General features: G+C 58.8%; 13 protein-coding genes and 1 tRNA gene. 10 read left to right on the forward strand and 4 right to left on the reverse strand.

Features of this window, described 5'->3' with window-relative positions; genetic code table 11:
* Positions 1 to 693, reverse strand: coding sequence for a uracil-DNA glycosylase (gene ung, locus ACFY68_RS08210; RefSeq protein ID WP_387525464.1), 693 nt, complete (start codon positions 691 to 693; stop codon positions 1 to 3).
* 126 nt (positions 694 to 819) lie between these two features.
* Here ung and ACFY68_RS08215 point away from each other — a divergent pair, with 126 nt between their 5' ends.
* Positions 820 to 1,926, forward strand: a complete 1,107-nt coding sequence (locus ACFY68_RS08215) for an enoyl-CoA hydratase/isomerase family protein (protein WP_387525466.1) — start codon at positions 820 to 822, stop codon at positions 1,924 to 1,926.
* A gap of 30 nt (positions 1,927 to 1,956) precedes the next feature.
* Here the strand turns inward: ACFY68_RS08215 and ACFY68_RS08220 are convergent, their stop codons facing one another.
* A complete protein-coding gene (locus tag ACFY68_RS08220; RefSeq protein WP_387525469.1) occupies positions 1,957 to 2,397 on the reverse strand; it encodes a hypothetical protein in 441 nt (146 codons plus the stop codon).
* A gap of 211 nt (positions 2,398 to 2,608) precedes the next feature.
* Between ACFY68_RS08220 and ACFY68_RS08225 the strand changes: the two genes are divergently transcribed.
* From ACFY68_RS08225 to ACFY68_RS08245, 5 genes are all read left to right on the forward strand, one after another.
* On the forward strand, positions 2,609 to 4,099 hold the full coding sequence (locus tag ACFY68_RS08225) for a diguanylate cyclase (RefSeq protein ID WP_387525472.1): 1,491 nt from the start codon (positions 2,609 to 2,611) through the stop codon (positions 4,097 to 4,099).
* Positions 4,092 to 4,322, forward strand: coding sequence for a cysteine-rich CWC family protein (locus ACFY68_RS08230; RefSeq protein ID WP_387525475.1), 231 nt, complete (start codon positions 4,092 to 4,094; stop codon positions 4,320 to 4,322). Before ACFY68_RS08225 ends, ACFY68_RS08230 begins: the two co-directional genes overlap by 8 nt.
* Before the next feature lie 32 nt (positions 4,323 to 4,354).
* Positions 4,355 to 5,047, forward strand: coding sequence for a pseudouridine synthase (locus ACFY68_RS08235; protein WP_387525478.1), 693 nt, complete (start codon positions 4,355 to 4,357; stop codon positions 5,045 to 5,047).
* 345 nt (positions 5,048 to 5,392) lie between these two features.
* The gene (locus ACFY68_RS08240; protein ID WP_387525481.1) at positions 5,393 to 6,283 is read left to right on the forward strand and encodes an alpha/beta fold hydrolase; all 891 of its coding nucleotides are present in this window, start codon (positions 5,393 to 5,395) and stop codon (positions 6,281 to 6,283) included.
* Positions 6,284 to 6,404: 121 nt separating this feature from the next.
* Positions 6,405 to 6,478 (forward strand) — tRNA-Gly (locus tag ACFY68_RS08245).
* A 112-nt stretch (positions 6,479 to 6,590) separates the two neighbouring features.
* On the opposite strand, the gene ACFY68_RS08250 is transcribed toward ACFY68_RS08245, so the two are convergent.
* Complete coding sequence (locus ACFY68_RS08250) at positions 6,591 to 7,658, reverse strand: glycerophosphodiester phosphodiesterase (RefSeq protein ID WP_387525484.1); 1,068 nt, start codon at positions 7,656 to 7,658, stop codon at positions 6,591 to 6,593.
* Between the two features lie 112 nt (positions 7,659 to 7,770).
* On the opposite strand from ACFY68_RS08250, the gene ACFY68_RS08255 reads away from it, so the two are divergent.
* The 4 genes from ACFY68_RS08255 to ACFY68_RS08270 all read left to right on the forward strand — a co-directional run bounded on the left by ACFY68_RS08255 (position 7,771) and on the right by ACFY68_RS08270 (position 12,496).
* Positions 7,771 to 8,781 carry a DUF4917 family protein gene (locus ACFY68_RS08255; protein WP_387525487.1) on the forward strand — a complete coding sequence of 337 codons (1,011 nt, stop codon included), beginning with the start codon at positions 7,771 to 7,773 and terminating at the stop codon, positions 8,779 to 8,781.
* Positions 8,782 to 9,451: 670 nt separating this feature from the next.
* Positions 9,452 to 10,840 carry a saccharopine dehydrogenase C-terminal domain-containing protein gene (locus ACFY68_RS08260; protein ID WP_387525489.1) on the forward strand — a complete coding sequence of 463 codons (1,389 nt, stop codon included), beginning with the start codon at positions 9,452 to 9,454 and terminating at the stop codon, positions 10,838 to 10,840.
* A gap of 16 nt (positions 10,841 to 10,856) precedes the next feature.
* A complete protein-coding gene (locus ACFY68_RS08265) occupies positions 10,857 to 11,588 on the forward strand; it encodes a hypothetical protein (protein WP_387525492.1) in 732 nt (243 codons plus the stop codon).
* The gene (locus ACFY68_RS08270) at positions 11,585 to 12,496 is read left to right on the forward strand and encodes an EamA family transporter (RefSeq protein WP_387525494.1); all 912 of its coding nucleotides are present in this window, start codon (positions 11,585 to 11,587) and stop codon (positions 12,494 to 12,496) included. Before ACFY68_RS08265 ends, ACFY68_RS08270 begins: the two co-directional genes overlap by 4 nt.
* A gap of 86 nt (positions 12,497 to 12,582) precedes the next feature.
* Here ACFY68_RS08270 and ACFY68_RS08275 read toward each other — a convergent pair whose 3' ends face one another.
* Positions 12,583 to 13,797 (reverse strand): class I SAM-dependent methyltransferase, encoded by a 1,215-nt coding sequence (locus tag ACFY68_RS08275; RefSeq protein WP_387525497.1) that lies wholly within the window; start codon positions 13,795 to 13,797, stop codon positions 12,583 to 12,585.
* Positions 13,798 to 13,816: the final 19 nt, after the last annotated feature.

Here is a 13,816-nt window from a genome sequence, read left to right on the forward strand (position 1 = left end):
CTACAAGGGCGGCAACGCCCAGTCGATCGGCGCTAGCCCACGCTGTTGAAGGAAGCCGTTGGTCCGGCTGAAGTGCCCGCAGCCGAGGAACCCACGATAGGCCGACAACGGCGACGGGTGCACCGACTTCAGCACCAGATGCTTGGTGCCGTCGATCAGCTTCTGCTTGCTCTGAGCGTGCGCGCCCCACAACAGGAACACCACGTTCGAGCAACGCTCGCTGACGACCTGGATGATACGGTCAGTGAAGAATTCCCAACCTTTCTTGGCATGCGAAGCAGCGTTGGCGCGCTCGACGGTCATGGTCGTGTTCAGCAGCAGTACGCCCTGCTCGGCCCAGCTCTGCAGGTAACCGTGGTTGGCGATGGGTATGTTCAGGTCGCGCTGCAGCTCCTTGTAGATGTTCACAAGCGACGGCGGCGTGGGTACGCCTGGCTGCACCGAGAAGCACAGGCCGTGGGCCTGACCGGGGCCGTGGTACGGGTCCTGGCCGAGGATCACCACCTTCACCTGCTCCAGCGGCGTGGAGTTGAGCGCGTTGAAAATCAGCGGCCCTGGCGGGTAGATTTCCTTGCCGGCAGCGTATTCCTGGCGCAGGAATTCACGCAGCTGGTGCATGTAGGGCTGGTCGAATTCGGCACGCAGTGCGTCTTTCCAGCCGGGCTCGAGTTTGATGCGATCGTCGTCAGTCATGGGGGCGTCCGTAATCAATGGCGCGACACTAGGTAAGCCATCCCCCCTTGTCAATCGGTCCGACCGACGACCGGCGTGATCGGCCAGGCAGGCCATACTAGGGGGACGACTGGAGCGAGGTAGTCCATGGCCATTCACTGCGAGGTACTCACCGGCGTCGACGGCGCCCGAATCGGCATTGCCACCCTGGATGCGCCCAAGGCGCTCAATGCCCTCAACCTGCCGATGATCGAGGTGCTCGGCGAACAGTTGCATGAGTGGGCCCGCGACCCGGGCGTGGTCTGCGTATTGCTGCGTGGCAATGGCGCCAAGGCGTTTTGCGCGGGTGGCGACGTCCGTGCGCTGGCCCAGGCCTGCCGCAAACACCCAGGCAGCGTGCCCCCCCTGGCGGCGTCGTTCTTTGCCGCCGAGTATCGCCTCGACTATCTCATCCACACCTACCCCAAACCGCTGCTGTGCTGGGGCCATGGCCATGTGCTGGGCGGCGGCATGGGGCTGCTGCAGGGTGCCAGGGTCCGCATCGTCACGCCCAGCAGCCGACTGGCAATGCCGGAGATCAGCATAGGCCTCTACCCCGACGTGGGTGCCAGCTGGTTCCTTGGCCGCCTGCCGGGCAAGCTGGGGCTGTTCCTCGGGCTGACTGGCGCGCCCATCAATGCCCGAGACGCCCTCGACCTGGGCCTGGCTGACCGGTTCCTTGGCGAGCATCAGCAAGAAGGCCTGATCGACGAGTTGCTGCAGATGAACTGGCAAGAGCAGACCGATTTGCAACTCAACAGCCTGCTCAAGTCAGAGCAGCACCGTGCCTTTGCCGAACTGCCCAAGGCGCAATGGCTGCCGCGGCGCCAGGCGATCGATGCGCTGCTGGATGTCGCGGACCCTGCGGCCGCATGGCGGGCACTCGAAGGGCTTAACCACCATGAAGACCCGCTGCTGGCCGAGGCAGGCCAACGCTTGCATCAGGGCTGCCCACTGACGGCACACCTGGTGTGGGAGCAGATACGCCGCGCCCGGCACCTGTCATTGGCGCAGGTGTTCCAGATGGAGTACAGCATGAGCCTCAATTGTTGCCGTCACCCCGAGTTCAGCGAAGGGGTGCGCGCCCGCTTGCTGGACAAGGACAACCAGCCGCGCTGGCACTGGCCGGATGTGGCGCAGGTGCCCGCCGCGGTGGTCGAGGCGCATTTCGTCAAGATATGGGAGGGGCGACATCCGCTGGCTGACCTGGCATGAACAAGGGCCGCAGCAGCGGCCCCTTCATGCTCAGCGTTGCCAGTTGCGATCACCGCCGCGCCTGCCATCAGGCCGGCGGTCACGATCACCCCGGCCGTTGGAATGCCAGCGGTCGTTCTGATACCGCCGGCTGTCATTGCGGTAGTCATGCCGGTCGCGATCGCGCCCGTAGTCATAGCGCTGACGGTTGCCATAGTCATAGCGCGGGTTGCCATGCCACTGGTTCAAACCCGGCTGCGGATGCGGCCGGTAGTGCGGCACGGGTGCCGGCCGGTAGTAACGCGGCGCCGGCTGATAGTAATAGCGCGGTTGTGGCGTTACATAGTAGCGGTCATGGCGATAGTAACCCGGCGACACATAGCGGTCGGTAGTGTAGTAATCGGAGCGGTAGTAGCTGCCCCCCTGGTAGTAGGGTACGCAGGCGGTTGTCATCAGACCCAACAGGGCGATCAACAGAATTCGATAGGACATGGCGGCCTCCTGGACCGCTGGGGTGCCCGAACAGCGGCGCTGGCGAGCGTCGACCGCAAAGCGTTCATCGACACTGAATAAGACATTGCGGCCAACGTGCAGTGCCATTTCTGCAACAATTTGAAACAGCACGGATACCCACAAAAAACCTGCAGTCTTTTTCCGGTCATGTCACTAGAATGATCGCCTCGGCACACATCACGGGACGATCATGCCTTCACGCTCCGCATTGTTTTCGCAGCGCTCGTTGATCCTCACCCTGCTGATGCTGCTGGCCTGTGGCTTTCTCGCCACCTCGCTGCTCAGCTACTTCGCTTCACGCAGCGCGATCCGCGATGGCATCGTCAACACCGAGTTGCCGCTGACCTCCGATACCGTCTATTCGGAGATTCAAAAAGACCTCATCCGCCCGGTGCTGATCGCCTCGATGATGGCCCAGGACACGTTCCTGCGCGACTGGGTGCTCGCCGGCGAACAGGACCCCCAACGCGTCACGCGCTTCCTCGGCGAAGTGATGGGCAAGCAGGACACCTTCACCTCCTTTTTCGTCTCAGACCGCAGCCTGACCTACTACCAGGCCAAGGGGGTACTCAAGCATGTCGAGGCAGGTACCTGGCGTGACGCCTGGTACTTCCGCCTGCGCGCGCTCAAGGCGCCTTACGAAATCAACGTCGACCTGGACATGGCCAACCACGACAGCCTCACGGTCTTCATCAACTACAAGGTGCTGGACTACCAGCAGCGCTTCATCGGCGCTACCGGGGTGGGCCTTAGCGTGGACGCGGTGGTCAAACTGATCGACACCTACCAGCGGCGTTACCAGCGCTCGGTGTTCTTCACCGATGCCAAGGGCAAGGTCTTGCTCAGCGGTTCTGATGGCGGCCCACATGGCCTGCGGGCCGGCCAGCCACTGCGCGACAACCCCGGCCTGGACGAGCTGCTGGAGCAGGGGCCGGTACCCGCCGAAGGCAGCCATGAATACACGGACAGCGAGGGCCACAGCCATTTCCTGAATGTGCGGCATTTGCCGGAGCTTGACTGGTACTTGCTGGTGGACAAGCGCGAGACTGGTGCCCTGGATCGGGTACGCCACTCGCTGTATCTGAACCTTGCGATCTGCGCGATGATCACGCTGGTGGTGCTGTCGCTGTTGCATGCCATGCTCAGGCGTCATCAGGCCAGCATCGAGGCCCTGGCCACCCTCGACAGCCTTACCGGGCTGCCCAACCGGCGCAGCTTCGACCTGCTGGCGGCCCAGGCCCTGCAGGAGGCCCAGCGTGATTGCGCGCCGCTGGTGGCGCTGCTGATCGACCTCGACCATTTCAAGGCGCTAAACGATACCCACGGCCACCTGGCCGGCGACGAAGTGCTGCGCCAGTTCGCCAATGTGCTGCAAGGCAGCCTGCGCCAGTCGGATATACTCTGCCGCTGGGGCGGCGAGGAATTCATTGTGCTGCTGCGCGAAATCGAAGGCCGGCAAGCGCTCGACGTGGCGGAAAAGATCCGTCGGCGCACCGAGCAGCTGACCTTCAGCTACGACGAACAGCCGCTGCGCCTGACCACCAGCATCGGCCTCAGTGGCCTGCAGCCAGGCGACACCCTGCACGCCCTGCTGACCCGCGCCGACCGCGCGCTTTATCGTGCCAAGCAGGCCGGCCGCAACCGTGTATGCAGTGAAACACCCGGACTCGTTTATGAATGAAAACCAGCGCTGCCCCGCTTGCGGCGCCCTCAACCAGTGCACCCTGGCCGACCCACGCACCGCCACTGAACCGTGCTGGTGCTTTGCGGTGGCCATCGACCCGGCGGTGCTGCAGGCGTTGCCCGAAGAGCTGCGTGACCAATCGTGCCTGTGCCCGCGCTGCGCGGCGGGCGCCAGCCTGCCGGCGAACACCGCCACCCCGATCGACAGTGAAAAGCGCTAGACTGCGCGGCCTTTTGCCTACGCTCGTGCCCCATGCGCCTTGACCGCTTCCTCGCCAACCTGCCCAGCTATAACCGCCAGCAAGTGCGCCTGCTGCTGGTGCAGCGGCGTGTGCGTGTGGATGGTGCGGCCGTCGCCGACCCGCGCACCGAAGTGCGCGAATTCAGCCGTATCGAGGTGGATGACCAGGTACTGCAGGCCGGCCGCCCGGCACGTTACCTGATGCTGCACAAACCGGCCGGTTACGTCAGCGCTACCCAAGACCCTCAGCACCGCACCGTGCTTGACCTGCTGCCCGCCGAATTGCGCGACGATCTGCACATCGCCGGCCGGCTGGACTACAACACCACCGGGCTGCTGATCCTGACCAACGATGGCCAATGGTCGCGCCGCCTGACCCAGCCAGCGACCAAACTGCCCAAACACTACCTGGTGCAGACCGAGGACGAAATCGGTGGCCATTACGTCGACAAATTTCGTGCAGGGTTCTACTTCGCCTTCGAAGACCTCACCACCCTCCCCGCGCAACTGGACATACTTGGCCCGCGCAATGCAAGGCTGGCAATCGTCGAAGGCCGCTACCACCAGGTCAAGCGCATGTTCGGGCATTTCGACAACAAGGTGGTAGGGCTGCACCGGGAAAGCATGGGTTCGATACGCCTCGACCCAGGTTTGGCGCCGGGTGAATTCCGGGTGCTGACGGCCGAGGAAATCGCCGCGGTCTAGCCCGGCACAGGCGCCGCGCAGCGGTCATACGACCGCCCAGCGGCAAAAGTCACAAATTTCCCCAGGGGACCCTTGCGGGATCCCCAACCCACTGCTTGAATCCTACCTTGTCGGTCCGCACGTGACTCACGAGTCACAAACGCGGACCAGGACACTTTTTGCCGGCCACCCAAGGCCTCGATGCTTTGGGGCACGGCAAATTGCCCGCCAAAAACAATACCGTCGACACGTGTGCCAAGGATCGACACAGGGCCCCGGTAATTTCTTCAGGCAAATGCCTACCTGTCATATTGAACGTGCACCCTAGGTGACGCGAATACCCTTTTTGCGCCAGGAGTCGATGACATGAGGCCAGAAATCGCTGTACTTGATATCCAAGGTCAGTATCGGGTTTACACGGAGTTCCATCGCGCCGATGCCGCCGAGAAGACGATCATCCTGATCAACGGCTCGCTGGCTACCACGGCCTCGTTCGCCCAGACGGTGCGAAACCTGCACCCGCAATTCAACGTGGTGCTGTACGACCAGCCGTACTCCGGCAAGTCCAAACCGCACAACCGCCAAGAGCGCCTGATCAGCAAAGAGGACGAAGCGCATATCCTGCTGGAGCTGATCGAGCACTTCCGCGCCGATCACGTGATGTCGTTTTCCTGGGGCGGTGCCTGCACCCTGCTGGCGCTGGCGCACCAGCCGCGGCTGGTGAAAAAGGCAGTGGTCAGTTCGTTCTCGCCGGTGATCAATGAACCGATGCGCGACTACCTCGACCGCGGCTGCCAGTACCTGGCCGCCTGCGATCGCTATCAGGTCGGCAACCTGGTCAACGACACCATCGGCAAGCACCTACCCTCGCTGTTCAAGCGTTTCAACTATCGGCACGTCAGCAGCCTGGACACGCACGAGTACGCGCAGATGCACTACCACATCAACCAGGTGCTGCAGCATGATCTGGACCGGGCGCTGAAGGGTGCGCGCAACATCGATATCCCGGTGCTGTTCATCAACGGCGACCGTGATGAATACACTACCGCCGAAGACGCCCGACAGTTCGGCAACCATGTCGGCAAGAGCCACTTCACGGTGATCCGTGATGCCGGCCACTTCCTCGACATGGAAAACAAGACTGCTTGCGAAGCCACGCGCAGCGCCCTGCTTGGCTTCCTCAAGCCGACCGTGCGCGAATCCCGGGCACGTAACCTTTACAGCAACACCCAAGGGCAGCATGCATGGGCGATCTGAGTGCATCGGCGTCCTGTAGCCATGACCCGCAGGCTATGGGCGCCGACAGCTTTTTTTAGGCCTGGTTTATAACTGGGGCTTCTAATTCGAGGAGCGTTCTGGTACAAAGTCGATCGCAGACGCGGGTATAGTTTAGTGGCAAAACGAAAGCTTCCCAAGCTTTAGTTGAGGGTTCGATTCCCTCTACCCGCTCCACACCGCATTCCCGCATGGCGTTCCAGCAACGTCATCGCTGTCAAAAGGAGCCTTGGCTCCTTTTTTCGTTTCTGTGCTTTGGTTGACCTCCCCAAGGCAAAAACCGGCTCGCTCAATAACCTGACCTTTCCAGTAACGCCGACTCGTTTTCGGTGGGGCGCTGATAGAACCGCAGCAATTGCGCGGCCCGGTTGGTGAAAATCCCGTCAACCCCAGCCTGCATGGCGTTGGCGTAGTCCTGCGCCTCATCGAGCGTGTAAACATGCACCAGCAGCCCGCGCTCATGGCTGGCCTGGTTCATCCACGGCTGAATCAGGTCGGCATAGCTCTGTTCACCCAGCTGGCTGCGCTTGGCCGAGGGGCCGGTGCCGATCGCCCCGCCCTGCTTGGCAATGTTCAGCCAACGCAGGAATTGCGCCCGATCTTTCGGTTGCTGTCGCGCGTAAAAGGCGGCCTTGTCGCTTTCGCCTGAATCAGCGAAATCCTGGCCAGAGGCGGGTGCGATGGCCTTGGTTCCCACCCACAGCAGTAGAATCTTCGGCACCTGCGGCATGGCCTCGTGTAGCAGCGCCAGGCTGTTGCGATCGAATGTCTGCAGTACCACACGCCCAGGCCGGTTCAGCCAGCCACGGGCCTCGAGCCGCTGCTTGAGCTGCTTTTCAATCCCCGGGAACTGGTTAGGCACCTTGGTCTCGATATACAAGCCCGGTTGACGCTTGGGGTTGCCTTCGGCGATGTCGATGACTTCGTCCAGGGTAAGGATGGGCAGTTTGGTGAACGACGGCCGGGCACGCTCGGGATACGCCTTGTTGAACCAACTGCCCGCGTCCAGGGTTTTGAGCTCGGCCAAGGTGAACGCGCTGACCGGGCTGAGCTTACGCTCGGGAAAGCGCTCGGCGACATCGCTGGTGCGTGACAGCTCATCGTCATGGACCACCACCAGTACGCCGTCACGCGTGCGTTGCAGGTCGAGCTCCAGGTAGTCAGCACCCAGATCGCGCGCCAGCAGGTACGCGGGCGTGGTTGATTCCGGGGCATCATAAGAGGCGCCGCGGTGAGCGATCACCGCGGGGTATGGAATACCCTGAGCCGCAGCCAGGCTTTTGCCCTCCATTGCCCAGCCCGCCGAGGCCGAACCCAGGGCCGCCAAGGCCAGCATTGCAATCAAGCTTTTGCGCATGGTGAAGTCCTCTTTCATCCCGCCAACTGTGTCGTACCTGAGCCAACCCTCGCACACCTTGCATGACATGCTAAAGTCGCCACCGTTTTCCGCTCCAGCGAATGGACCCATCATGCCCGCACTAGACGCCCACCTCGCCACCTGGCAGGAACTCGCCCAACGCCACCCCTGCGACGCCCTGCTGCTGGGCAACGGCGCCAGCCGTGCACTGTGGAAGCCGTTCGGCTACTTCTCGCTGTTCGAGGAAGCCCAGCGCGCCGGGCGCAAGAAAGGCCTGGCGATCAGCGACCAGGCCTTGTTCAAGTCGCTGGGCACCGAGCTGTTCGAGCCAGTGCTGAGCACCCTCAACCACACCGTGCGCGCCAACGCCGCCCTGGCGATCAACTCCACCGCGCCGCTGAACCGCTATTACTCGATCAAGGAAGCACTGATCCACGCCATGCGCACCGTGCACGTGCCGTGGCCGCTGATGCCTGCATCCACCCTTGCAGCGATCAACCAGGCGTTGCGCAGCTACCGCAGTGTCTATACCAGCAACTACGACCTGATCCTGCCGTGGGCCGTGCAGCACGACCCACAGGGCTTTGCCGCCCTGTTCGATGAGGAAGGCTTCTTCGACGTGCGCCGCACGCAAAGTGCAGGGACACGCGTGCTGCACCTGCACGGCGGGCTGCACCTGCTCAAGCTGCCCGACGGCGCCACCCGCCAGCGCAGCGCCGAAAGCGCTGAATTGCTCGATGGCTTTGCCGTGAACATCCCGGGTGAAGTGCCCTTGTTCGTCAACGAAGACCGCAGCGACGAGAAACTGCGTGCGATCCGCAACTCGGATTACCTGGGCTGGTGCCTGGGGCAGCTGGCGCATGAAAGCCAAGGCCTCTGCCTGTTCGGGCAGCACCTGGACAGCAGTGACCAACACCTGCTCGAAGCGATTCGCCAAGCGCGGCCGGCGCATCTTTCAATTGCCATCAGGGCGCTGGGCGAGGCCTCGGTGTTGAATCAGAAGCGGCATTTTGTGGAGCGGTTTGGCGACCTGGCGGGGACTGCGCTGCATTTCTTCGATGCAGGTACCCATCCGCTGGGGGCGGTGGCGATGCCGATCGAGGTGTCGGGCAGTCGTCGTTGATAAGCTCGTCAGGTTACGGTAGGGACTGCAAGTGCTAGCCGAGCGCTTAACGTTGCTATTGAGATCGAGCACTGCGCGGGCGGCGCTTCACGGGTAAATCGGATCGCCGCACCGCGGCTCCTGCATTAGTTGCAAAGCGCCACGGCCTGATAGGTCATAGTCGTCAGCCTTGGGCCAATCACGCGAGGTTTCGGCCTCTTTGCAGCTGGTCTTCCTCTTGAATATATGAGGCGCCTCCAACTCTCTGTTATGGCGTGACAGAGGCAAAAATCAGGCTCTCGCCAACGTGGAGTTTTTAAGGTACCAACAAGGGCACGCCACGCTTCGGTAGCTGAACTACGCAACTAAAAGAAAACTCCTACGCCAGTCACAGTCATCTCTGTAGTCCGCCTCTGAAAAAACAGTTATTTACGAGAACCCCCTTGACCCGCTATCAATACAGTTATTGTATTGAGCGTGCGCACCTCCACCACAATACAAAATGAGGCGTGATGGACATAAATCTCGAACTGACTTTCCGCTTGCTTTTACACCCTAAGCAACCAAGAAAGTAAACCCATGACGGCACATCCACAAATACGCGCTGACTAATAAAAGCTCAACAGGCACCAGCCACACCAAAAGCAGCTTTCGATTCCTGTACCACAACAAGAGCAACCAGGATTAGCATATGAAATTCATCATTATTGGTTACGGAGCTGTATCCTCAGCAGTACTCCCGCTTTTGATACATGAGCTACGCAGCGAGATGAGATCTCTGAAAATCATCGCCCCCTGCGTCAAGTGTGAGCAAGAACTGGATGAAGGTATCCACATCACTTGGACTGATCAAGCCTTGACTAAAAACAACTACAAATCCGCCCTTGATGATCTAGATCAGGAGAGCTTCCTTATCAACCTTTCGGTCGAAGTTTCATCCTTGGATCTAATCTCACTTTGCCATGAAAAAAAAGCCATGTATTTGGATACCTGCATTGAACCCTGGGCGGGGCACTACACTAATTGTAGCGTCCCGCCTGCGGACAGAACAAATTACTCACTTCGAGAGAGCATGCTCGCATTGAAGCGGGTACTCAATGGCGGCCCGACGGCTGTTATTGCGCACGGTGCCAACCCCGGGCTGGTGTCCCATTTCGCTAAACAGGCTCTCCTCAACATCCGTCAGGATCTAGGTACGTCCCAGGACAAAATCCCCACCACTCGCCAGGCATGGGCGCGATTAGCCTGGCAGTTGAATATCAAGACGATTCACGTAGCGGAACACGATACTCAGATTGCTGGCAAACCCAAAACCCCTGGGGAGTTCATAAACACGTGGTCTGTCGATGGATTTATCGGAGAAGGATGCCAGCCTTCAGAGCTAGGCTGGGGAACTCACGAACAGTGCTTACCGGACGGAGGACACTTCCATGCTGCTTCCGACCACAAGTCAATTTATCTGAACCGCCCAGGCGCATCGGTACGCGTAAAAACCTGGACACCTGCACACGGCCCGTGCCTAGGATTACTGGTTACCCATAACGAATCATTGTCATTGTCTGACTACTTGACCTATGAAGATGACAGTCAAGGCATCTACAGGCCCACAGTGCACTATGCCTATCACCCGTGCAATGACGCAATTCTTTCCCTTCACGAACTCAGTGGTAATTTATGGCAGCCGCAACCGCTTAAAAGAGTACTCCGTGGAGACGAAATCACTCACGGTTCCGACTACCTCGGCGTGCTTCTCATGGGGCATGACAAAAATGCTTACTGGTACGGTTCGGTACTCAAAAATTCCACCGCTCAGCATCTCAACCCCTTGAGCTCTGCCACCACCTTGCAAGTGGCTGCTGGGGTGCTAGCAGGCGTTAAATGGGCGATTGCAAACCCTAGGCGAGGGCTTGTAGAAGCTGAAGAAATGGATTTTAAGTTTGTGCTGGATGTCGCTCAGCGTTATTTGGGAGATATGGTCGGCGCTTACACTGACTGGACCCCGTCCAGCAAAACTAAGGAGCTCTTCCCCAGCGAGCGGACCGGCGTCGACACCTGGCAGTTTGCAAGCTTCCTAGAATAACACAAGGGGTGCGACAATGAATTACAAAAAAACAGCTATTGGGCTTAAAACTTACGACTGGTCATCTGTAGAATTATTAAATGATCTGTCTTTGGACTGTATTACTGGATGCAAAGAGAAAATCAAAAACCGAGAGAAGCATCTCTGGCATGACATGAGCTCTGAGTTTGACTCAAAACACTTCCTGACCTACCTCTTAAAACGGACTGACCTGCAACTCAGCGACGAGTTCCTAGAGTTTGTCTGCCTTTGGCACCTGGATGAGCAGAATCATTACCGAGGTCTGCGAAAAATCAACAGCGTGCTGTACGGACAAAGTGAGGCTAGTATAGACGATACAATCAGATCAAGAACACCTGACTTTGAATCAATCGCGCCTTTTCTTATCGATGAGTTCAGCATCTTGCTTTCTATCGCATTCGATGAAATCACGAGCACGCGGGCTTACAAGCAAGATTTTAGTCTTTTTGATAGCTTGGGACCTCACTGCCTTTCAACTTGGATAAGAAATGCAGCACGGGATGAGGCTGCGCATTATGGAAACGCTATAAAACTCTTAAAGCTCAATCACTCCTCGAGGTTCGAAGAGGCCAAGTGCCTGCTGGACAGCATCGTCTTATTCGAGACCTCCCAGGCATTTACATATCGGAACACCTTCATCTTCGACCATGACACCGATGACTTTTCGACGGCACTGTTAAACCATAGCCGCGCTACAATCCTTGAAGTCCTAGGAAGATCACTATGAGCTGGTTGTATCTTTCACTCATGGCGCCGCTTCTGTGGAGCCTCTCCAACATGGTGGATAAGTTTGCAATCAACAACATTACATCACACTATGTCTCATTCACCTTCCTCCTAAGCATTGGCAATATATTTTTCGCTACAGCCATTTACCTTATCCTCCGACCAACCGACATAGACCCCTTAACGGCGAGTATTAATATGCTGTCTGGGCTTGCAATATTTTTACAATATTTTGCATACAGCTACTCACTGGAAGACATGGATGTCTCCGTTGTCATACCCATACATCAATCCGAACCACTTTTCGTCCTCATCGCCTCAGTCCTTTTATTCAATTCAATCCCAACGTACTGGCAGGCAAGTGGATTTCTCCTTATCAGCGGCGGCATTCTACTGCTCTGTATATCTCGTAAAACGGTGAACGGGCTAGGTCACAGACGGCACATACTAATGATTCTAGTTTCGGCCTTATTCGGCGCGGCATCCACCATCATTTCAGACGAAATACTTAAAGTAAAAAGCCTGGAATCAGTATTAATCTTTAACTTTTCAGGTTACGCGCTGGGAGGAATACTACTGTTAGGAATCCCCAACTGGCGAAGGCTGATCACACGCGACTTAAAAAGACTCGATACCAAATCGTATTGCATTTTCGGCGCCACGAACACACTTGATGTAGGTGGATATATCTTCTTTATGGCCGCACTGTCCGCCGGTGGGGGTGCTGCGCTGGTATCCGTCGTCGTCAGCATACATCCACTATTTGTTCTTCTGTTCGGATACGTAGCCACACGGTATTTTCCGAATCTGCTGACCGAAGATATCGCTCCGACAAGCTTAATACGCAAAGGTGCTTCTATCGTGGTAATCGTGGCTGGAGTCGCGGTGATATCATTTCATGCAGGCTGATAGGAATACCAGCCCTGGACATGGCTTATCGCCTCCAGGGCTGGAGCGGACCTACAACATTCGACCGGCCCGCTAGCGCGGCTCGTTTAAATCAACCCATCCTCCCGCAACAACGTTTCCAGGCAATGCTCCTGCACCCCATAAAACGCTTTCAGCTGCGCGATCTTCTCCAGCAACGCCCCCGCTTCCACCGGCTGCTTACGCTTTACTGCAAGGATCATCTTGTTCTTGTTGGTGTGCTCCAACGAGATGAACTCGAACACCTTGGTCTCGTAACCACAAGCCTCCAGGTACAAGGCACGCAAGCTGTCGGTCAGCATCTCCGCCTGCTGGCCCAGGTGCAGCCCGTATTGCAGCATCGGCTGCAGCAGCTCCGGGCTGTGCAGTTGCGGGCGGATCTGTTTGTGGCAGCACGGTGAGCACATGATGATCGCGGCATTGCAGCGTATGCCGGTATGGATCGCGTAATCGGTGGCGATGTCGCAGGCATGCAGGGCGATCATCACCTCGATGGCCTCGGGCACCACGCTGCGCACGTCACCGCACTGGAACTCCAGGCCCGGGTGCTCCAGGCGCGAAGCTGCGGCGTTGCACAGGTCGACCATGTCCTGGCGCAACTCCACGCCCGTCACCTGAGCTTCACGACCCAGTGTGTTGCGCAGGTAGTCATGCATGGCAAAGGTCAGGTAACCCTTGCCGGAGCCGAAGTCGGCCACCCGCAACGCCTGCTCTGCAGGCACAGGCGCATTGGCCAGGGCATGTTCGAAGACTTCGATGAACTTGTTGATCTGCTTCCACTTGCGCGACATGGCGGGGATCAGCGCGCCTTGCGCATCGGTTACCCCAAGGTCACGCAGGAAGGGCCGTGACAACTCCAGGTGGCGTTTTTTCTCACGGTCGTGGCCAGTGCTGGTGGCCGCCTCGCGGGGCGCCTGGGCACCGTGACGCTGGAGCATCGGCTTGCCCTTCTTGCTGAAAGTCAGCTGCTGCTCCCCCTCGGCATCGAACAGGTGGGCATTGCGAAAGCTTGCCGGCAGCAGTTCGGCGACCAGCGCCAGGGCTTGGTCCAGCGGCAGGTTGCGGGTGATGTCGCGGGTCTGGTGGCGGTACACCAGCGACAGGTTCGGCTGCCCCTTCACCTGCACCGGTTTGGCGATGATCCGCTGCAAGGTCGGGTCGGCACCAATGTGGCGCGCCAGCACCAGTTTGACCAAGGTGTTGCCGTACAAGGCAGCGCTCAGCAGGTCGAGAAACTGGGCGCGCGCATCCGGCGCGGAAGAAGCGGAAGGATTGGCGGACATGGAAAACAGGTGCCTCGGG

It is taken from the genome of Pseudomonas sp. NPDC012596 (genome assembly GCF_042902325.1).
Taxonomy (GTDB): domain Bacteria; phylum Pseudomonadota; class Gammaproteobacteria; order Pseudomonadales; family Pseudomonadaceae; genus Aquipseudomonas.